Source organism: Nitrosophilus labii, assembly GCF_014466985.1.
GTDB lineage: Bacteria > Campylobacterota > Campylobacteria > Campylobacterales > Nitratiruptoraceae > Nitrosophilus_A > Nitrosophilus_A labii.
This window is the reverse complement of sequence record NZ_AP022826.1, coordinates 376,667-397,820: the sequence shown is the minus strand read 5'-3', so window position 1 is coordinate 397,820 and position 21,154 is coordinate 376,667. Positions and strand designations below refer to the sequence as shown.

General features: G+C 32.8%; 16 protein-coding genes. 13 read left to right on the top strand and 3 right to left on the bottom strand.

The window, feature by feature from the left end; genetic code table 11:
• Positions 1-15 precede the first annotated feature (15 nt).
• The gene (nadB, locus tag NIL_RS02075) at positions 16-1,452 is read right to left on the bottom strand and encodes an L-aspartate oxidase (protein WP_187647988.1); all 1,437 of its coding nucleotides are present in this window, start codon (positions 1,450-1,452) and stop codon (positions 16-18) included.
• A gap of 95 nt (positions 1,453-1,547) precedes the next feature.
• Between nadB and NIL_RS02070 the strand changes: the two genes are divergently transcribed.
• Genes NIL_RS02070 through NIL_RS02040 form a run of 7 tightly spaced genes read left to right on the top strand, consistent with a single transcriptional unit; the run spans position 1,548 to position 10,159 of the window.
• Positions 1,548-1,994 (top strand): hypothetical protein, encoded by a 447-nt coding sequence (locus NIL_RS02070; RefSeq protein WP_187647987.1) that lies wholly within the window; start codon positions 1,548-1,550, stop codon positions 1,992-1,994.
• Positions 1,995-2,020: 26 nt separating this feature from the next.
• Positions 2,021-3,850: an excinuclease ABC subunit UvrC gene (gene uvrC, locus NIL_RS02065; RefSeq protein WP_187648551.1), complete on the top strand. Its 1,830-nt coding sequence runs from the start codon at positions 2,021-2,023 to the stop codon at positions 3,848-3,850.
• 60 nt (positions 3,851-3,910) lie between these two features.
• The gene (locus tag NIL_RS02060) at positions 3,911-4,324 is read left to right on the top strand and encodes a PAS domain-containing protein (protein WP_187647986.1); all 414 of its coding nucleotides are present in this window, start codon (positions 3,911-3,913) and stop codon (positions 4,322-4,324) included.
• Positions 4,321-6,204: an Hpt domain-containing protein gene (locus NIL_RS02055; RefSeq protein WP_187647985.1), complete on the top strand. Its 1,884-nt coding sequence runs from the start codon at positions 4,321-4,323 to the stop codon at positions 6,202-6,204. The genes NIL_RS02060 and NIL_RS02055 overlap by 4 nt, the downstream gene beginning before the upstream one ends.
• Before the next feature lie 11 nt (positions 6,205-6,215).
• Positions 6,216-6,608, top strand: a complete 393-nt coding sequence (locus tag NIL_RS02050) for an SEL1-like repeat protein (protein ID WP_187647984.1) — start codon at positions 6,216-6,218, stop codon at positions 6,606-6,608.
• A gap of 9 nt (positions 6,609-6,617) precedes the next feature.
• Positions 6,618-9,791, top strand: a complete 3,174-nt coding sequence (locus NIL_RS02045; RefSeq protein WP_187647983.1) for an ATP-binding protein — start codon at positions 6,618-6,620, stop codon at positions 9,789-9,791.
• The gene (locus tag NIL_RS02040) at positions 9,788-10,159 is read left to right on the top strand and encodes a response regulator (protein ID WP_187647982.1); all 372 of its coding nucleotides are present in this window, start codon (positions 9,788-9,790) and stop codon (positions 10,157-10,159) included. Before NIL_RS02045 ends, NIL_RS02040 begins: the two co-directional genes overlap by 4 nt.
• Positions 10,160-10,184: 25 nt before the next feature.
• Here NIL_RS02040 and lon read toward each other — a convergent pair whose 3' ends face one another.
• Complete coding sequence (gene lon / locus NIL_RS02035; RefSeq protein ID WP_187647981.1) at positions 10,185-12,611, bottom strand: endopeptidase La; 2,427 nt, start codon at positions 12,609-12,611, stop codon at positions 10,185-10,187.
• A 34-nt stretch (positions 12,612-12,645) separates the two neighbouring features.
• Complete coding sequence (locus NIL_RS02030; protein ID WP_187647980.1) at positions 12,646-13,290, bottom strand: outer membrane protein assembly factor BamD; 645 nt, start codon at positions 13,288-13,290, stop codon at positions 12,646-12,648.
• Positions 13,291-13,370: 80 nt separating this feature from the next.
• Here NIL_RS02030 and NIL_RS02025 point away from each other — a divergent pair, with 80 nt between their 5' ends.
• From NIL_RS02025 to hpf, 6 genes are all read left to right on the top strand, one after another.
• Positions 13,371-14,123 (top strand): pyrroline-5-carboxylate reductase, encoded by a 753-nt coding sequence (locus NIL_RS02025; RefSeq protein WP_187647979.1) that lies wholly within the window; start codon positions 13,371-13,373, stop codon positions 14,121-14,123.
• A 171-nt stretch (positions 14,124-14,294) separates the two neighbouring features.
• On the top strand, positions 14,295-18,476 hold the full coding sequence (locus tag NIL_RS02020; RefSeq protein WP_187647978.1) for a pre-peptidase C-terminal domain-containing protein: 4,182 nt from the start codon (positions 14,295-14,297) through the stop codon (positions 18,474-18,476).
• The gene (locus tag NIL_RS02015; RefSeq protein WP_187647977.1) at positions 18,473-19,144 is read left to right on the top strand and encodes a hypothetical protein; all 672 of its coding nucleotides are present in this window, start codon (positions 18,473-18,475) and stop codon (positions 19,142-19,144) included. Before NIL_RS02020 ends, NIL_RS02015 begins: the two co-directional genes overlap by 4 nt.
• Complete coding sequence (locus NIL_RS02010; protein WP_187647976.1) at positions 19,145-20,059, top strand: prepilin-type N-terminal cleavage/methylation domain-containing protein; 915 nt, start codon at positions 19,145-19,147, stop codon at positions 20,057-20,059.
• Complete coding sequence (locus tag NIL_RS02005) at positions 20,059-20,493, top strand: type II secretion system protein (RefSeq protein WP_187647975.1); 435 nt, start codon at positions 20,059-20,061, stop codon at positions 20,491-20,493. Before NIL_RS02010 ends, NIL_RS02005 begins: the two co-directional genes overlap by 1 nt.
• Positions 20,494-20,576: 83 nt before the next feature.
• A complete protein-coding gene (hpf, locus tag NIL_RS02000; protein ID WP_187647974.1) occupies positions 20,577-21,119 on the top strand; it encodes a ribosome hibernation-promoting factor, HPF/YfiA family in 543 nt (180 codons plus the stop codon).
• Positions 21,120-21,154 lie beyond the last annotated feature (35 nt).

Genomic DNA, 21,154 nt, shown 5'->3' with positions numbered 1-21,154 from the left:
AAACCAATCATGAACTTAATCTTCAATATAGTGAGCTCCAACAGACTCTCTTCTTTCAATCGCACTTTCAACAATCTTTTTAGCCGTTAAAACTCTAAGCTTTAAAAATCTACCTATATCTTTTTTGCCAATATCTTCTAAAACCTGAGCAGCTTCTATAAGTTTATCTCTTTTTCTTATGATTCCAACACTATTCCACATAGTCTCTCTTAACAGATTTTTCATCTTTTTATCAATATTTTTAACTAGTGGAGTCTGATCTATTTTAAACTCTTTTCTTTTTATATCTTTTTCACTTAACAAACTATCTTCAACGGCTCTTTTTGAAAAAACAAGCCCTTCAAGTAAAGAGTTACTAGCAAGTCTATTTGCTCCATGAACACCTGTACAGGCAACCTCTCCAATCGCATAAAGATTTTTATAACCTAAAACTTTAGAATAACAATCTGTCTTAATACCGCCCATCATAAAATGAAAAGCTGGTGAAATAGGAACTCTTTGTTTTGGAACTCTAAATCCCAATTCTTGAAAATTTTTATAGATAGTTGGAAATCTGTATTTAAAAAACTCTTCATCAAAATTTTCGAAAGATAGATATACTTGATGCCCCATCTGCTTATATCTGTAAATAGCCCTACTTACTATATCTCTTGGAGCAAGCTCTCCTCTTTCATCAAAATCGAAAAGAAACCTTTTTCCATCCTCATCCACTACAGTTGCCCCTTCTCCTCTTAAAGCTTCAGTTAAAAGAAGTTTTCTAGCCTTTTTACTTTTTATGAAAACGGTTGGATGAAACTGGGTAAACTCCATATCTTTGAGCTCAATCCCCTTCTCAACCGCTATTCCATGTATATCTGCGCTTATTGTTTTTGCGTTTGTATGGTACTCATATAAAGAACCGATTCCGCCGCTGGCCAAAAAAATATTCTTAGCATAAATATTTTGCAATATTCCTTTGTATCTGACAGTAACTCCGTAGCAGATTCCATCGTCGCACAAAAGATCTGTAACTACAGCGCCTTCTAAAACTTTATGTTTTATGTTTTGCATCAAAAATATATGAAGTTTTCTTCCTGTAGCATCTCCTCCGGCATGCAAAATCCTAGCAGTTGAATGTGCCGCTTCTCTGGTAAAAAGAAGATTTCCCTCTTCATCACAATCAAATTCAAAACCTCTGTGGATAAGATCGTTTATAACACCTGTACTGTTTCTACTAAGAATCTCAACGGCCTCTTTGTCACAAAGTCCAGCACCTGCTTTTAAAGTATCTTCAATATGAATGGGAATATCTGACTCATCCTTAGCGGTAGTTATACCCCCTTGTGCGTAAAAAGTGTTACACTCCCATAACGGCTCTTTTGAAATTATTAAGACATTCTTGTTTTCAGGTATATTTAAAGCTGCGTAAAGCCCGGCTATACCGGCTCCTACAATTATATAATCATATCTCATTTTTTCACTTCTTTAGTGTTTTTTTGAGGATAGTAAGGGTCTGCTTTGTAACCACACCCTGCTATAAAAAAAGCTAAAAGTGTTATAATTGCAATATGAAAAGCGTAAAATCTGTTTTGTCTCATATCTTTCCTAAAAATAGTAAATTTGGCGAACATAGCTGTTTTAACAAACTTATATCGCTCTTACCAAAAAGATTTAAAGAGCATACTCTTTTTTGTTACAAAAGAAATGAAACTCTTTTTTTTGTTTTAGACCATCCCGGTATCAAAATGGAGTTCAATTATAATCTAAATCTTATAAATGAACTATTAAATATAGTGAAAAAAAACTCAAATGAATGCAAAAATCTTGAAATAAAGAGTATTAAAGCATTTGTAAAAAACGATAAAAAGAAAAGATATTTGTATAGAAAAAGAGAGCTTAATAGTTATAAAGAAAATTCCAAAGGAGATTTTGAAAATTTTGCCAAAAATCAAGAGATTAAAGAAATTTTGGAAAAAATAAGAGAAAAGATAAAAAGTTTAAGGAACGTAGATTGATAAATTTAGTTTTAAATAGTGACAAAATGTTGCAAAAACTTAAAAATCTTCCAAACAAACCCGGAGTCTATCAGTATTTCGATGAAAAAGGAAACATTTTATATATAGGCAAAGCAAAAAGCTTGAAAAACAGAGTAAAAAGCTATTTTAGATTCTCTTCCACACTATCTCCTGCTCCAAATCTTAGTCCAAGAATTTACAAAATGATAAGCGAAGTGGAAAATCTGGAATATATCGTAGTTGAAAATGAAAATGACGCGCTTATTTTGGAAAATTCTCTTATTAAACAGTTAAAACCTAAATACAATATTTTACTAAGAGATGATAAAACTTATCCTTATATATACATAGATTTATCTGAGGATTTTCCAAGATTTGAGATCACAAGAAAGGTCGTAAAAGGAGAAAAGATAAAATATTACGGCCCTTTTTCGACCGCTGCCAAAGATATATTAGATTCAATCTATGAGATTTTTCCTCTGGTTCAAAAAAGCGGCTGTCTTAAAGGAAAAAAAGCGTGTCTTTTTTATCAGTTGAAAAAATGTCTAGCTCCTTGCGAAGGAAAAATAAGCAAAGATGATTATGCTTTAATAGTCCAAGAAGCAACAAAACTCATAATAGATAAAAAAGCATTGATAAAGAGATTAGAGAACAAAATGCTAAAACTATCCCAAAATCTTAGATTTGAAGAGGCGGCACAGATAAGAGATAGAATCGAAAGAATCAAAAAGAGCGAAATAAACAGTAACATAGATATCGCAAAGCTTGAAGATTTAGATATCATAGCAATTAAAGCCCAAGAGAATATTGCAGCTATAGTTAGACTTTTTATGAGAGAAGGCAAAGTTATTTCAAGCTCATCTTCGATAATAAGATTTGACAAAGACAAAGGTTTCGATATAGACGAAGCCTATAAAAGAGCCATATTAGATTTTTATAAAATGGAGTCGCCGTTGGTTTCTAAAAAGATATTGGTAGGTAAAGATTTTAGTCAAAAAGATGAGGTAGAACGGCTTTTAAAAGATAGATTTGATAAAAACATCTCCATCATATATCCAAAAAGAGGCGAAAAACAAAAACTAATAAACCTTGCCGCTTTAAACGCAAAAGAGATTATAAAAAAAGAGGAAAAACAGAGCGAAGATTCTATATTGGAAGATATCAAAAAACTTTTTAGACTCCAAAACACCCCTTACAGAATCGAAATTTTTGATAATTCTCATTTAAAAGGAAGCGCTACTGTTGGAGCAATGGTCATCTTTGAAAACAATAAATTCAAAAAAAGTGACTACAGGCACTATAATCTAACTTCTAAAGATGAGTATTCTCAGATGAAAGAACTGCTTCAAAGAAGATGCGAAAGTTTTGAAAAAAACTCTCCACCAGATCTTTGGATAATAGACGGTGGAGAAACTTTAAGAAAACTTGCCCAAGAAATAGCAAAAAGTGCAGGAGTCAATTTGGACATTATCGCCATCTCTAAAGAAAAAGTAGATTTTAAAGCATATAGAACTAAAGGTAAAGCAAAAGATATAATATATACCAAAAATGATATTTTTAAACTTCAGCCAACCGATAAAAGATTGCAATTTGTACAAAAACTAAGAGATGAAGCTCATAGATTTGCGTTAACATTTCATAAAAAACAGAAAATAAAAGAGGACAAAAAAATATCTCTTTTAAAAATAAAGGGTATTGGCAAAGCCAAGATAAGAAGACTATTAAACTATTTTGGAAGCTTCGAAAATATAAAAGAAGCCTCGCTGGAAGAACTCACTACTATTTTAAATAAAAAAGACGCTTTAAATATAAAAAAACATTTTTCTAAAGATTTAGTTAATAAAAATATGTTATAGTTATTTCACACATTTTTTACTTTTTGCAGCTAACTATTTCTTCTAAGGAAGGGAGTGTTTGTGAATAAACCCAAATGCATAGATGAAGAGTTTGTATTTGAAGAGGGTGTTATAGTTAGTGAAACTGATCTTAAGGGCATAATAACTTATGCAAATAGAAAGTTTTGCCAAATTGCAGGCTATGATAAAGAAGAACTTTTAGGCAAACCCCACAATATTATAAGACATCCCGATATGCCAAAAGCTGCTTTTAAAGATATGTGGGATACAATCCAAAAAGATAAAGAGTGGATTGGTCTTGTCAAAAATCTAAGAAAAGATGGAAGGTATTACTGGGTAAAAACATACATAAAGCCCGTTTATAAAGATGGTAAAAAGATAGGCTATATAGCTGCAAGGAAACCGGCTAGCAAAGAAGATATAAAAGAAGCCGAACAGCTCTATATAGAGATGAGAGAAAAGGAACTAAATTGATTCTTTACGGCTCAAATAAACAGATGTTAGCTATAAGTCAAGAACTACTTGACTTTTTAGGTTTTGAGTCAATTGACGAATTAAAAGAAAAGATTGACGATATTGCGAATTTGTTTGTAAATAAACCAGGGTATATATATAATTTCAAAAATTTCTCTTGGATAGATTACATAGTTTTCAATCAAGTAAAAAAACCTAGAGCTATACTAAATTTAGATGATAACGAAATAGAAGTTGAACTTCAAGTTTCAATTCTTGCTTCAATCGATAAAGATTCTAGCTATTATTTAGTTAGCATATCACCTCTCTCTTCACTTTCAAGTGATACCGTCTCCGATAGGTATCTAGAGATTGAAAATATGCCGAAAGTTATGGAAAATAAGGACGAAAACCCAACAATTACTGAAGAAAATTTTTTAGAAGACTTAATAGATCAAAAACCATCGCATATTCATATAACAGACAAATCTGAACAATCCGAAGATATGGATACCACAAAAATTTTTGATAAAGAAAATCTTTACAACGACAATAGTAGTGATGAACAAGCGTTAAATATTAATTTCGATGATATTATCCATAAAGAAGAGCCATTGTCGGAACTCGAAAAAACTAAAAGTAGTGAACAATCAACATATGACAATGATGAGTATTTTAATCTCTATTTTGATAAAGAAAACGAAGTTGAAAATATTATTACAGATTCAAAAATAGAAAAATCAGATTCTGACAAAATCTACGATTTACATAAAGTTTCAAATGAGTTAGGTCTTGACGAATCCCTTATAAAAGAGCTTTTAGACGAGTTTATCTCCCAGGCTTATGAACAAAAACCAAAAATAGAAAAAGCTTTTGAAGATAAGGATTCTGAAACGATTCACTCATTGGTTCATAAGATCAAAGGAGCGGCCGCAAATCTTAGAATAGAAAAAGCAAATGAAATATTGGCAAGTACAACGGGCGAAAACGATTTAGAAAAACTTAAAGAGATCTTAAAAAACTTCTACGATTTTATAGAAATATTCAAAGAACACATTTATCAAGATGGTTCTGGTTCAGCCCCAGAAAAAGAAGAAGATACTTTGCCTGAATCTCATATAGAAACAGAAGAGAGACAAACAAAAGATTTTAATGAACAAAAAATAGATAGTGATAATGACTTACCTTCTATAAAAGAGAACCCTAAAGAAGAAACTGCCAAGGATATATTGTTTACACCTTATGAACCAAAAACTGCTTCAAAAGAGCTAGGAATCCCTGAAAATGTTATTATAGAGTTTGTAAAAGAGTATATTAAACAAAATAAAGAGCATATAAAGAAGCTTTTTAAATTGTTAGAAAATCGGGATATAAAAGGAATAAAAAATATTTGCCACAAATTAAAAGGAAGTGCAGCAAATCTTAGAATAAATAATATAGTTGAACTTCTAGACAAAATATTATATACAACCGATTACGAAGATTTTGAAAAGACAAAAAAATATATTCAACAATGTTTTGAATATCTAGAATATCTAGAAAATGAATATGGTTCTATAGACAACAAATTAGATAATTTAGACAATATAGTTAAAGACACTAATGAAAAAATCGGTGATATTTCAAAAGAGCAGATTAAAAAAGTGGCCGCAGAAATTGGATTGGAAGTAGATGTTTACAATATATTTTTAAAAGAGTTCTTAGAAACAATCCAAACTGTGCTAGATAAAAACGATAAAGAAGAGTTGAAAAAAGAGGCAAAAAAACTAAAAAGTATGGCAGATAACTTGAGATTAGAGGAGCTCGCAAAGCTTCTAAGTAAGATAGAAACTGATGATTATCATGAGAAAGAACTAGAAAATCTAATAAATACTATAAAAAATTTTGAATACAATATTTAAAGGTTGACAATATGAAAATATTTTTATTAGTTTCACTAATTCCTATCTTTGTATTTGCTTCATACTTTAGAGAGGGGATAGTACATTATAAACAAAAAAATTTTGAAGCCGCATTAGAAGCGTTTAAAAACGCGGCTTTACAAGAAAACTCTAAAAATGCCTACTATTTCTTAGGTCTTTTTTATTTAAAAGGTTTAGGAACTCAACAAGATTTGGATAAAGCGGAAAAATATTTGCAAATTGCTTCCTCGTTCGGTAACGAAAGAGCAAACTGCCTATTGGCAGAAGTAATTATTTTGAAATATAAAGATTATGACAAAGCAAAGAAGATTCTGATTAGCGGTAAAAAAAGCGGTGCTTACGAGTGTAATCAAATCGCAAAAAAATATAAAATAAAACTATAAAGGAAAGATATGGGTATCCGAGGCAAATTAAGATTAATCAGTTTAATCCCTATAATTTTGCTATTTTTTATCTCCAGTTATCTTTTATATAACTCCTATACCGTCTATAATCAGACTGAAGAGATCAAAAAGAGACTGGAGCTAAATACTTATCTAAGCGATGTTATAACTCAAGTAGCAAAAGAGAGAGGTATGACATCAATATATTTAGGAAGCAAAGGTAAACTTATAAAAGAGTCTCTTCAAAAACAAAGAGACGCAGTAAATAATTCAATAAATCGCTTAAACAAATTTTTAAAATCGCACCCGAAATTTAAAAAAGAGTCAAAAGTTTATATGTCATCGTTAAAACTACTTCCGGAAATTAGGCGACAGATAGACTCTCTTCAGATAGACTTTAAAAAAGCATTTTTCGATTTTTATACATATACTATAAATGCTCCGCTAATCAACGAGATAAAAAAGATAGAATATTTTGCAATAACTCCAGAAATCTCCTCTTTAGCTACTACTTTTATACAATTTATAAATTCAAAAGAGTTTTCCGGAATCGAAAGAGGATTTATCTCTTTTGTTTTGGCAAGATATACACCGATGAGTGATGAAGAGATGAAAATATGGAACCAACTAATAGGAAAAGCAGATAGTTTTGTAAACTTTTCACTAATAGTTCATGAAACTAAGCAAAAAATAGAACAGATACTGAAAGAAGAAGAAGCAAAAGAGATTTTAGAAGAGGTATCACAAACAAGAGTTGATATACAAAGAGCCGTTAATGACGGTATTTATCCTGTAGATCCAACATTATGGTTCAACCTTCAAACCGAAAAAATAGGCTTAATACTAAAAACCGAAAATTTACTTAAAAACGATCTACAAAGACATATAAATCTTATAGCAAAATCTAAACTCTACACTCTTATAGTCTCGGCGTTAGTCTGGTTATTCTCTATACTTGTAGCCATTATTGGTTTCTTTTTGGCAAGAGGAATCTATAATAACATAAAACGACTAGAATCGGTTCTTAAAAAAGTTGCGGAGTCAGAAACTATTATTCAAGAAAAAGGAGAAATAGAATCTAAACTTGATCTTAATACTACAGAAGGGATAAATACCGCCTATGAGATCTTAGAAACAGCTTTGAAAAAAGCTGAGAATGCGAAACAGTATGCCGAAGAGGCAAGTAAAGCAAAAAGTATGTTTTTAGCTAACATGTCTCATGAAATCAGAACTCCACTTAACGGAATTGTAGGTTTTACCGAACTACTTAAAAATACAGACTTGAATGAAGAACAAAAAGAGTTTGTAAATATTATTGAAAAAAGTTCTGAAAATCTTCTTGAAATAATCAATGCAATATTAGACTTATCTAAAATCGAAAGCAATAAAATCGAAATTGAAAATGTAGTATTCGATCCTATTGTCGAATTTGAAAACGCAATCGAAGTTTATGCTCCTAAAGCGGCAGAAAAAGATATAAACTTGGCACTTTTTGTAGATCCAAATCTAGAAAAACCGCTTAAAGGTGATCCTACAAAAATCAAAGAGGTTTTAATAAATCTTGTAAGTAATGCCATAAAATTTACAGAAACAGGCGGTTCAGTTTCCGTTGAAATTAAAAAATTAGATAATATTGAAGGAAAAGCAAAACTCTATTTTGAAGTAAGAGATACTGGTATAGGTATCCCAGCAGAGAAAAAAGCGCAAATTTTTGAAGCTTTCTCTCAAGCAGACATAAGCGTAACTAGAAAATATGGCGGTACAGGTCTAGGCCTTACAATATCAAGTGAGTTTATTAGACTTATGGGTGGTCAACTGAGTTTAGAGAGCGAAGTTGGAAAAGGTTCCAAATTTTTCTTTACATTGGAACTTGAAGAGATTCCAACATTAACCGAATCACTAAAAAACAAATATTCAGGCATTAACACAGCATTTTATATCAATGAAAACGAGCCAAAAGACCAAAATTTATATCTAAAAGAGTATCTTGAGTTCTTAGGAGTATCGTTTATAACTTATACAAATATTTCTGAAATTATTACCGACTCTTCTAATTACGATTTTACAATTATAGATTACGATTATATACAAGAAAACAATCTAAAAAAATTCTTTGCTAGAAATATACCGGTAGCTTTAATTTCCAAAATTTCACACAACAAAAAAGTTGAAGGATTTTCAAACTTTTTAATGAAGATTATGTATGAACCGGTAAATTATACAAAGATCAAACAACTTATCCAATACTATATAGGCGAATACAAAAAACAAAAAGCAAAAGAGACAAAAACGTTAGATATTTCAAAAATCAAATTTAAAGCAAAAGCTCTTGTTGTTGAGGACAATGCAATAAATCAAAAACTTATCAAAAAAACACTCGAAGATTTTGGTTTGGAAGTTGATCTAGCCAGCAATGGACTTGAAGGTTTTGAAAAAAGAAAAAACAGTGACTACGATATAATCTTTATGGATATACAGATGCCTATAATGGACGGTATTGAAGCGACTCACGAAATACTTGATTACGAAGAGGATTATGGACAACAACATATTCCTATTATAGCTCTTACCGCACATGCGTTAAAAGGCGATAGAGAAAAATATCTCAGTGAAGGTATGGATGAATATATTACAAAACCGATAATTAGAGATGAGATTGCAGCTATACTTAAAAAATTCTTATCAGATAAAATAGTAACTAAAGAAGAAGAAGAAAAAAAAGAGTCTAAAAAGAAAATGGAACAAAAACTACAAAAAGAGACTTTTATATTTCCTGATGAGTTAGAAGTCGAAAAAAAAGATATTGCCGTTGACTACGATAATGATATTTTAATCGTTAAAAAAACCTTATTGGAGTCGAAACTTTTTAAACAGTTAACCGACTCTTTAGAGTATACTTCGGAAATAGCCTCAAGTTTTGAGGATCTTATAGATAAAATATCGAGTAAAAAATATAAAATCGTGTTTATTGATAAAGAAATAGACGATTACGATTTATCTAAAATAAAAAATCTAAAAGAGTCTAGCGAAGCACAAACAAAGTTTATTTTGTTTATCGATCCAAATAGCGAACCTTCCAATGAAGAAATTGATATTTTTGACGAAATCGTAAAAAACGTTATAAATAAAGATCTATTAAGATTAATTATAGAAAAATTTATTCCTAAAGGTGTTAAATCATGAAGAAAATAAATGTTTTAGTTGTTGATGATGATTTTATAAACTTGAAACTTCTAAAAACAATGCTGATGAAAAATGAGTTGGTTGATAATATTTTCGAAGCTAAAAACGGGATAGAAGCATTAGATGTACTAAAAAATTCAGAAACAGATTTAATACTCCTCGATATTTTAATGCCGGTAATGAACGGTATAGAAGTTTTAAAAATTATAAGAAGTGAAGAAAAATTTAAAAATATTCCAGTTATAGTCTTAAGTACCGATGAAACTAAAAAAATGGAGGCTTTAGAAAACGGCGCAAATGACTTTATCAATAAGCCGATTAGAGAACTAATATTGAACGAGAAGATAAAAACTTACGCATTTTTATAGCAAAAGAGGGAAACTACCTCTCTTGCTATTTGTCCCATATAATCGCCTCTTTTAAAACCTCTTCAATTCGTGTAACAGGCACTGTCTCCAACTCGTTTAAAACCTCTTCAGGTATATCCTCCAAATCTCTTTCATAATTCTTTTTAGGAATCAAAACTTTTTTAACTTTAGCTTTATATGCGGCTATCAGCTTCTCTTTTAATCCGCCTATCGGTAATACTTTCCCCGTTAAAGTCAATTCCCCCGTCATTGCTACGTCATTTCTAACTTTTTTTTCAGATAAAATCGACGCTATAGCCGTAGCCATCGTAATGCCAGCACTAGGTCCATCTTTTGGAGTAGCACCTACCGGTATATGTAGATGAATATCGTATCTTCTATAAACTTCGCTCTGTTCTACTGTTACACCATCTTCAGTCTCTTTTTGAGATTTTGGAATAACTTTTTGTTCTATCTTAATATCTCTTTTATCTATCAACACTTTTACTACACTATATGCTATTCTTGCGGACTCTTTCATAACCTCGCCCAAACTTCCGGTTAATTGAAGACTGCCCTTTCCTTTGATTTTAATGGCCTCGATCTTTAAAACATCTCCCCCTACGGCAGTCCATGCCAACCCGTTAACAACGCCGATTTGCGGCTCCTCTTCTGCTAGTTCTATCTCAAAAATGGGTTTTTCCAAATATTTGTTAAGATTTTTTAGGGTTACGGAAATTTTATGGATGTGAGAGTTCTCTAAAAGCTCACGAGCCGCTTTTCTCACGATATCCGCTATTCTTCTTCTAAGATTTCTTACACCAGCTTCTCTTGTATATTTTTCTATTATCTCTTCTAAAGCTTTAGTCGAGATAGATATCTCACTTCTTTTTAATCCATGCTTTTTAATCTCTTGAGGTATAAGATATCTTTTTGCTATCTCAAATTTTTCACTCGGAGTATAGCTACTAAGAAAAATAAACTCCATCCTATCTCTAAGAGGTGCCGGAATATAACTGATATCGTTCGCCGTAGCTATGAAGATCACATTACTCAAATCTATACTGAAATTTAGGTAATAGTCTCTAAAATGTGTATTTTGCTCGGGATCAAGTATCTCAAGCAATACGGAGGTAGGATCTCCTTTAAAGCTTCTTCCTACTTTATCGATTTCATCAAGTACCATGACGGGATCCATCTCTTTTGCTTCAATAAGCCCCTGAACTATACGTCCTGGCATTGCGCCTATATATGTTCTTCTATGTCCTCTAAGTTCACTTACATCCTCAAGTCCTCCAAGAGCAATCCTTACAAGAGGTCGTTTTAAAGCATTGGCAATAGAGTTTGCTAAAGAGGTCTTACCAATCCCCGGAGGCCCCGCAAAACACAAAATCGCACCGGAACCTTTCTCTTTTTTAATACCCCTTAACTCCATTAGCTCTTTAACGGCAAAATATTCCACGATTCTATCTTTTGGCTTTTTCAATCCGTAATGATCTTTATCAAGCTGTCTTTTAACATCATTTATATTTAGTTTTTTCTTTGAATATTTTCCAAACGGAACCTCAAGCACCCAATCAAGATATGTCTGAATAACGCCGGCTTCTGCACTATCTGGATGCATTCGAGAAAATCTATCTATCTGTTTTTTTATCTCTTTATACGCCTCTTGAGTTAAGTAAGGTTTTATTTTTTCCAGTTTTTCTTTATACTCTTCTATCTCTTCTTCTCTTTGCGTATCTACCCCTAGCTCTTTTTGTATCTGTTTAAGCTGCTCTTTTAAGAAATACTCTTTGTTTATTTTTTCCAATCTGCTATGAACTTTACTTTTTATCTCTCTTTGAAGCTTGCTCTGCTCAATATCTTCGGTTATAAAGTCTATAAGAAGCATTATCCTTTTTTCTATATCAGACTCGATGAACAGTTCGTATGCGTCACTCTTTTTAAGCCTGATAGAACTACTTACCAGATCAGCGATACGATTTGGTTCATGATTTTCTTCAATCGTTTTTACTAAGTCTTGAGGGAAATGTCCGCTTACAGCGGCTAGATTTCTAACCTTTTCTCTTAAAACCTCTAAAAGAGCTTCCACTTTAATCTCATTAAACGGTTTTGACTCTATTAAGTCAGTTAATGCTCTAAGCGGATGTTCGGCAACTTTTTTAACTATTTTTCCTCTTGCCAAACCTTGAAAAAGTATTTTTATCCTTCCATCTGGCAAAGTAACTTTTCTCATTATGGAACCGACAACGCCGGCCGGATAGATTGATTCAAAATCTCTTTGTCCCTCTTTTCCTTCTTTAGAAGGGCATATCAAAACCAAAGAGTTATCTTCTAAAGCCTTTTGAGCCGCTAAAATATTCTCTTCGTCACTTAAAAAAATAGGAGATATCATAAATGGATATAAAAAGAGTTCATCTTCCACTATTATAGGTAAAGTTGTCGGAAAAGCGCTGTAATCGCTTAGTTTCATCTTTTTCCTTTTATTCTTTTTTTATTTAAGGCTTTTACCATTCTATCAAAAAATCGTACCAACTTTTAGGTATTGATATTTCATTATCTTTTAGCCACGATTTTTTAAGTTTTTGTTCGTAAACCAAGGCCGCTTTAGGTTTATCTCTTCTTAGATAAAGCTCAACTATATTTCTATTTAATATATATTCGGCCATATAAAGTTTAGTCAAAATTGTTTCTATCAATGGATTAAATTCGGAATTAGGATACTTTTTTTTAAAATAGATTGCATTTGATATAGTATCTTGCAACAGTTTTTGGTCCCTATTGATATTTTTAAAACCCAAAAAGGAGGATTTTATCTTCATATATTCGGCAAATTCTCTTTTTTTAGATGTTCCAAATCTTTTAATATACTCATCCAGATAAAAATTTGCCATCAAATACTCTTCGTTATCCATATGTGCCTGAGCCAAAATAAGCATAGCCTCTTCTATAAATGGGGAGCTTATATGCTCGCTCTGTAAAGATGTAAAATACTCATCAGCCTTATCAAGATTTCCTAGACTTACCGATTTGACAATCTTTTGATACCAATATATAGCGGGCTTGTTGTATTCGGCCATCTCATTTTTTGAAGAACAACCGTTCATAAACAATATTATAGCGACTAAAGCAAAATAACCAAACTTTTTCATCTCTCCTCTTTTTATTGATTTTGGCAAATTATAACAAATATTTTGTATAATAAAGCACAAGAGATATAAAAGGTTTATAAATGAAGAAAGAGATTTCTATCATTGGTACCGGTAAAATGGCGTATGCTTTGATTGACGCCCTTAGAGATGATTTTAATATCGAAGTAATCGGAAGAAACAATGAAAAATTGTCACAATTAAAAGATAATAAAATAGCTACAAAAACTTTTAAAGAGTTTGATTCAAAAGACAAAATCGTTATTTTAGCCGTAAAACCTCACGCACTGAAAGAGATTTCAAAATATTTCAAAAATTCCTCATATCTTCTTATCTCCGTTTTAGCGGGAACCACTCTAGAAGAGTTAAAACAAAATATAAACTCTAAAACCTATATAAGGGCTATGCCTAATCTAGCCGCAATATACAAAAAATCGATGACAACCATAACCGGAGACGAAAATGCCAAACTTGTTAGTATAAATATTTTTGAAAAAATAGGTGAAGTATTGTGGGTAGATAGTGAAAAAGAGCTAGATATAGCTACGGCAATAGCGGGAAGCGGTCCTGCATTTTTAGCGCTTGTAGCGGAAGCCATAATGGACGCTGGCGTAAAAGAGGGTTTAAAAAGAGAATATTCTAAAAAATTAACCCACGGACTTTTTGAAGGATTTTCACATCTTTTGAAACAAAAACATCCGGCTATTTTAAAAGACGAAGTTATGAGTCCGGCAGGAACAACCGCGGCGGGATATGCCGCTTTGGAAAAAAACGCAACACGAAACGCTTTTATAAAAGCGATAACTGCAGCTTTTGAAAAAACACAAAAAAAATGAAAAGATTATTTAACCCAGATTTAAGCTTTATCAAAAGAAAATAGTTTTATACTAAAATATTAGATATATTGTAACAATAAAAGGTGGGTGGTTGGGTTGCAAACTTCTAATGATAAATGATTTTGTTTATTTTCATACACAACCTACACCTATCTTCACAAAGGTTTTATAATGAAAAACTTTTTAAAAACAATTATGTTAATACCGATTATATTTTCTATACTCTATGGTGAAGTTCCAGACTATCCAAACTCATGCCCTTCAAACGAGACTATAGCGATTAACAGTTCATTATACGGAAAAATAGACCCAGAAGATGATGTAGATACTTTTAAAATAGAGATCTCTACAAAAGGAAAAATAAAAATATATACCGAATATGTATCAACCGACTTTTTAGATAGCTATGGGGAACTTCTGGATAGTTCTTGCAATACAATTGAGAGTAACGACGATAAAAGTATGTTCAACTACAATTTCTACATAGAAAAGGTTTTAGAACCTGGAACATACTATATAAAAGTTAAAGGAGTAGATTATTTTTGGTGGGGAGATAGAGGTGATTATCAATTATTTATTGAATTTACGGAAGAGAGTTCAACTATCTATACCGAAGGAGATAGAGAGTTTAAAATAATAAACCCAGAAAATACGAGAAATATAGTAGGAGACTTTTTAATCACCGGAAATACTGTAGAGTGCGTAACAAACGAAACTTGGGATTTTGGAGGAGAGTGTACAAACGATAAGGAAAAAAATGATAACAATTATGTTGTCAAATACATCGATATCGACGGCGACAGCAGAACATACAACTCTTCAAGCGCATATTTAAACTTACCTAACGATTATAGCGACATTTTATGGGCGGGACTTTTTTGGCAAGGAAATATAAATGGAGAAAGTGATATAAATCGATATATTCGTGGAACTTCATATAAACGTCACCAACGTAGAGCCTATATGACTTCTTCTACCACTTGGGACTATATCTATAACACCTCATCTTATACCGTAGATATTACTAACACAGACGCTAACAAAATATTGTTTAAGATAGAGGGTATGGATGACTACACCCAAATAATTGCGACATATGTAGATTATTATAACTGGTACGGATATTACGGGGCTGTATATTCCGCGTATGCCGATGTAACGGATCTTATAAAAAATTATGCTCAAAACTTTGCCCCCGGACAAAAGATAACAGTTACGGCAGCAAATATATCAACTAACGAAGGAATAGAATCCTCTTTAGGCAACTATGGAGCCTGGTGTTTGGTAGTTATATATAAAAGTTCATCTACTACGGACTATAAAAGAGTTCTTATATATAACGGATACAAACATCTTTCTACTTCCAATCCCTTTGAAGAGATATCGATAGATAATCTATATCTACCACTTTACGGAGACGTCATTTCTCATTTCGCCTCTTTTGTAGGAGAAGGTGAATATGTTTATACTCCTGATAGTATGAAGCTTAACGACAATTATATGCCAGGTACTGATGAAAACAGACCTAATAACTTTGACGCTAAATTGGCAAATGTCGAAAGACCATCTATAGGTGATAATAATGTCTCAAATACAAATGGTATAGATATAGATATTTACGATGTTACTTCTATAATGACTTCCATTAGAGATGATGATCCTAACACAGACAAAGTTACACTTAAACTAGATACTGGACTTGATGCATATTTCGCTAGCGTTATAGGTTTTTCGGTAAAACTATATCAACCTAAAATATGTTATGAAGAAAAACTCTACTACAACAATCAAGAGATCAACAGCACCACTCAAATTCCAATAGATAGTAAAATCAACATTAAACTAACCATAAGAAACGATGATTATGAAGTAGCAAAAGATGTAAAAATTTATAAAACTTTCGATACCAATAAAGTATTATATGAAAAGAACTCTACCATAGTTAAAGACGTAGATTGGACATCTACATACAATTTTAATGACAACACAACGTTTAACGGAGTAAGCGTAGAATATAGCGACATCAATAATACATTATCGATCCTGCATCTTGGAAACGGAGCGGAACTTGAGTTTAGACCCTACTCTTTGACAAACGATCTTGCAACTATAGAGTACAACCTTACACTATTATCTACAGAGCCTTTAACGTTAGATTATTCAACCTCTTATATATATACTTTAGGAGGCTCTCAAATAGATTTGACGTCTATTCCGTTGCCAAAATGCCAAGATTTTAATAACTCTATCACGGCATATGAACCTGCACTAGGAACGTTTAACGTCGTTAACGAAAACTATAACGGTGAAAACCTCTCAAAAGACTACAACAGTCCCATAAACTCACTTTATACTCAAATAGCCGGAAAAGAGTTTTTTGTAAAAGTAGTTAAAACAAAAGAGGATTTAATAACTCCCGATAATTACAACGGATTGGTTAGAGTCTCTCTTATAAAAACACCAAATTTCCCAGAAGGTGCTACGGATGAGCTAAAAACCTCTTTATGTAAAAACTCTCTATCTCTTATTGATAAAGATATAACTTTTAATAATGAACAATTTAAAGAAACAAATATAACTTACAACGGCGCGTTAAGAGACACCACATTTAGGGTTAACTACATTAGCGACGAATACGGTAATCCAATAGATTGGGATATAAGCAACTGGAGATGTCTTGAAAAAACTTACAACTGTATATGGGGGATGCTAGTAAGTAGAATATATACTCAAGGTCGTTACAGCGGCGAATGCAACAAAAATCAATCACCAAACAACGTTGATCCAGACGACTATCCTGACAGTTGCCCTTGCGCTGCAGAGTGTAGACCCGGACAGGGTGGAGCTATGGAAAATCAAGCTAGCCAAGAGTGTTTAGACTGTGTTTTAGGAGGTGAACTTTCCGGTTCCATTTGCGCAAGAGACAACTTCTCCATAAGACCGGATAAATACTCTTTAGATATAAACTCATCTCCTTTAATAGGTGCAAAACCTTATCTTACGGATCTAAATGCTACTTTATACAATAGCGACGTAAACGTTAGCGGATACGATCAGCTTATAACAAACAATACCGATAAAAACGGAACTATGTCTCTTGTTTTACCCGCAACATGTAATACACTCTCTTCGGATCCCACTTTAATAAACACTCAAGTCCAATTTTATAACGGTAAGGCGCAAAATCTATATCTAAAGTACGATAACGTTGGAGATGTTAATGTTACTTTTATCGATAACAACTGGACAGAAGTAGATCAAAAGCCTAAAGACGACGGCTCAATCGACTGTATAGTCCAAAGCGATACCGATGAGCATATCAACGGTAAAGTAGGCTGTCTTATAAAAGGTTCGAAAGTTTTAAAATTTGTTCCAAAAGCTTTTGTAAATAGCGTAAGTTTATTAAATTTTAACTCAATTGGCGGTTACACTTATCTCTCCAACGAAGTAGATATGTCCGCAAAAATAGACCTATCTATAAAAGCTATACTTTATGACAACAGTCCCGCCACTAACTATACAAAAGGATGCTTTTCAAAAGATATAAACTACACAATCTCTCTAATAAACAACAAAACCCTTACATGGTCGGATACCCAAAGTAGGATAAGATATTTTGAAACAAACACCTCAACGGCCTTGACTCCTACTAAGCAATATTCTGTATCTTTTAAAAGTTCTGAAGGAAATTTTACTTCCGGCATAGCAAATCTTGCCGTTGAGTTCAATTTTGACAGAAACACCTCCAATCCGGACGAACCCTTTACAATCTCTAAAAACGACTTCAACGTAAGCGTCAAAGAGACTAACGGAACCGTTAGCGGAAGCGATTTTAACAGAACAAACGATCAAAACGTAACGTTTTATTTTGCTAGAGTACATGCGCCAGATTATATTGACGAAGACGCTGACAATATCATAAACGCCAAGATATATTACGAAATTTATATAAAAAACGGAACAGATTATGTAAATTTAAAAGGAGCAGAAAGTGTTGACGATATCAATTGGTATATAAACAAAAAACACAACTCTCCAAATGATGGAAAAATCATAAATCTAAATATAATCGGCTCTAACATAACCGTAAATCCAGGCGCTACGACTGCTATTTCTCAAGGTATGGAAAATCAGGTAGTAACATATAGCGGTACCTCTTTTCCTTATAAAGTCAAAATTGACTTAAACGCCTCTTCTTGGCTTATCTACAACAGATTTGACGAGAACGCCACAACCAACCATTTTTACGTAACCTTTCCAGGAAGCGCTAAAGATTGGGCGGGAGTTGGGAAAACCGGTAAAACTGTTGATCTAAATATCAGTACATCGACGCAAAAAAGGATTGAGTGGTGAGAAAATCAGCCACTTTAATCGAACTGATTTTTACTATTATTATAATCGGTTTGGCCATGGTTTCTATCCCCGTAGTATTATCGCAGGCAATGAAAAGCAGCGAGTTTTCTTTAAATCAAGAAGCACTGCTTGCTGGTGCAACAAAAATTGGAAATATCCTGACATACGAATGGGATGAAAACAGTACTACAACTCAAGTAATAAAATATGTTTTAGATGTCACGGATGGAGATAGTGAGTTAAATCGCTATCCAGATGTGAACAGCTCTCGGAGAATCGGACATTTTAAAGGACAATATCGAAGGGCTTTCGATACAAATCAAACTTTCGCCACTTTACTACTCGGAGAGGAAGCAACTGATACCACACCAAATGATATAGACGACTTCAATAACAAAATATCTACTTTAACCACGATATCTCAAACCGCTAGTGACTATGTAAAAGATTTTACCCTAAAAACAAAAGTCGTATACGTAAACGACGACGCCTATTATACTAATAATAGTATCACTTTTGATTTTTCTACCGCACAAAAAAGCGGTTCAACCAATATAAAGATGATAGAAGTTACAATAACCGATAATCAAACGGGCGAAGTTATAGCAGTCTTTAGAAGTTATGCATCAAATATAGGCGCCACTAATCTCTTAAGCAGGACTTTTTGATTGAAAAGAGCGTTTACTTTAATCGAGCTGATTTTTGTTATAGTAATCCTCTCAATCATTGGAGCAATAAGTGCTCAGATAATATCAAGACTCTATGAAGATTATGTAGTCAATAGAACCATAAACGAACTAGAGACAAAAACGGAATTGATACTTGAACAGATAGCAAAAAGATTGCAATTTAGAATTAAAGAAGCAACAATTGCGAGAAGACTGCCTCCAAATGACACAAATATAACCTCACTATCCACCGCCGACGACGATTATAAAATATTGGAATGGATAAGCTACGATAACGATAGTTTCAAAGGAGCGTGGAATAGGAGTAAAAATATAATAACCCCAGGATGGAGCGGTTTTGTGGATCTTTATAGTACAGAAACAAACTCAACTCAGATAAAAACGCCCGGAAGCGATTTAAACATAACCGATTCTATAGTTACCGCTCTATCTAACGGTTCCGTTACGCTAACTAACGGCAATATGGGACTTGTTTTTAAAGGACTTTACGCAGGTTTTGACATAAAGCAGTACGGCTGGAACTGCTACGATGAAGCCGATCCCATAAATTGTAACAGTAGAGATTATGTTTTTGATATAACAGGTTATAACAATAACATTTTACAAATATCACCTACTCTAGACGGAAAAGAGATTACCGAGCAGTATTATCTTACATGGACTGCATACGCAATAGTTCCTGATTTAGACAATTCGCAACTAACGCTATATTACAACTATAGACCTTGGAAAGGCGATAAGTACAGTGATGGAAATAGTACAATTTTGGCAAAAAACGTTTCGGTATTTAAATTTAGGCAGGATGATCAAGTAATACGTCTGAAACTTTGTCTCTATAAACCGATAACAAACGATTTCAATATATCTTTTTGCAAAGAGAAAGTGGTTTATTGATGAGAAAAGCTTTTAGTTTAATTACGGCAATTATCATTTTAGTTTTTATGGCGACACTTTTGGTACTTATGTTATCCCTTTCTACTCAGAGCGCTAAACAGACGGGCGATATATATCTAAAAGAACAAGCCGAGCTACTAGCTAGAAGCGCAACTGAATATGCACTTTTAGCAATATCTGGACACAAAACGGATACTACAAACGGATGCGTAGAGAAAATAGACCTAAGATATCCCGCAAACGCACCAAGTTTTGATATTAACGTATCGATATATTATATAGGTAAAAATTTGCCCTGCACTTCTTCAAAAATATTAGACAACAACATATCCACCTCCGACTCAAACGCAACGGTTATCATCGATACTTTTGTAACCAATCTACAATCAGACGAACCCATAAGATACCATAGAAGAACGATTCAAAAACCTTGATGATAGCTTACTCCTCATATTAACCCTTCTTAAGCCTTATTTTGTTAAAATTTAAAGAAACTTTAGAAAAAAAAGGATGATAAATGGATTACATTCATATATACGGAAAATCTTTCGATTTAACAGACAGTATCAAAGATTATATCTATAAAGCGATAGATGGACTTAACAAATACAATCTTGATATTACCGGTACAAACGTTACGGTATCCGGAGATGAAAGAAAAGGCTCAAAAGGGTACAATGTTGAGTTTGATATCCATATCGCAAAAAAAGGAAACGTGGTTATAAAACAAAAAGACAAAGACGTATACGCTGCAATCGATTTGGCAATTGATAGAGCAAGCAAAGTGTTAAGAAGATATGCGGACAAAATCAAAAATCACAAAAATATTTCCCTAGAAGAGATAATGGCCGAGCCTATGCTTCAAGAGGAGATCAACGAAGCTTTAAAATATTCAGAAGACGTTGTTCCTCATCAGCTTGATATCGATAAACCTGTTGAGATAGAAGAAGCTATAGAGTATCTAAAAAATAGCGACAAATACTTCATAGTTTTTGAAGATAGAACAGGGAAAATAAGAGTCCTTTACAAAAGAGCCGACGGTAGATTTGGTCTTTATTGATAAGCTCATAAGTCTTTAGTTTGAAGTCTTTAGTT

Excerpts from the sequence above, each read along its gene's own strand:
- nadB (WP_187647988.1), bottom strand. The coding sequence starts at position 1,452 with ATGAGATATGATTATATAATTGTAGGAGCCGGTATAGCCGGGCTTTAC.
- NIL_RS02070 (WP_187647987.1), top strand. The coding sequence starts at position 1,548 with ATGAAAAGCGTAAAATCTGTTTTGTCTCATATCTTTCCTAAAAATAGT.
- uvrC (WP_187648551.1), top strand. The coding sequence starts at position 2,021 with ATGTTGCAAAAACTTAAAAATCTTCCAAACAAACCCGGAGTCTATCAG.
- NIL_RS02050 (WP_187647984.1), top strand. The coding sequence starts at position 6,216 with ATGAAAATATTTTTATTAGTTTCACTAATTCCTATCTTTGTATTTGCT.
- NIL_RS02045 (WP_187647983.1), top strand. The coding sequence starts at position 6,618 with ATGGGTATCCGAGGCAAATTAAGATTAATCAGTTTAATCCCTATAATT.
- NIL_RS02040 (WP_187647982.1), top strand. The coding sequence starts at position 9,788 with ATGAAGAAAATAAATGTTTTAGTTGTTGATGATGATTTTATAAACTTG.
- lon (WP_187647981.1), bottom strand. The coding sequence starts at position 12,611 with ATGAAACTAAGCGATTACAGCGCTTTTCCGACAACTTTACCTATAATA.
- NIL_RS02030 (WP_187647980.1), bottom strand. The coding sequence starts at position 13,290 with ATGAAAAAGTTTGGTTATTTTGCTTTAGTCGCTATAATATTGTTTATG.
- NIL_RS02025 (WP_187647979.1), top strand. The coding sequence starts at position 13,371 with ATGAAGAAAGAGATTTCTATCATTGGTACCGGTAAAATGGCGTATGCT.
- NIL_RS02020 (WP_187647978.1), top strand. The coding sequence starts at position 14,295 with ATGAAAAACTTTTTAAAAACAATTATGTTAATACCGATTATATTTTCT.
- NIL_RS02005 (WP_187647975.1), top strand. The coding sequence starts at position 20,059 with ATGAGAAAAGCTTTTAGTTTAATTACGGCAATTATCATTTTAGTTTTT.
- hpf (WP_187647974.1), top strand. The coding sequence starts at position 20,577 with ATGGATTACATTCATATATACGGAAAATCTTTCGATTTAACAGACAGT.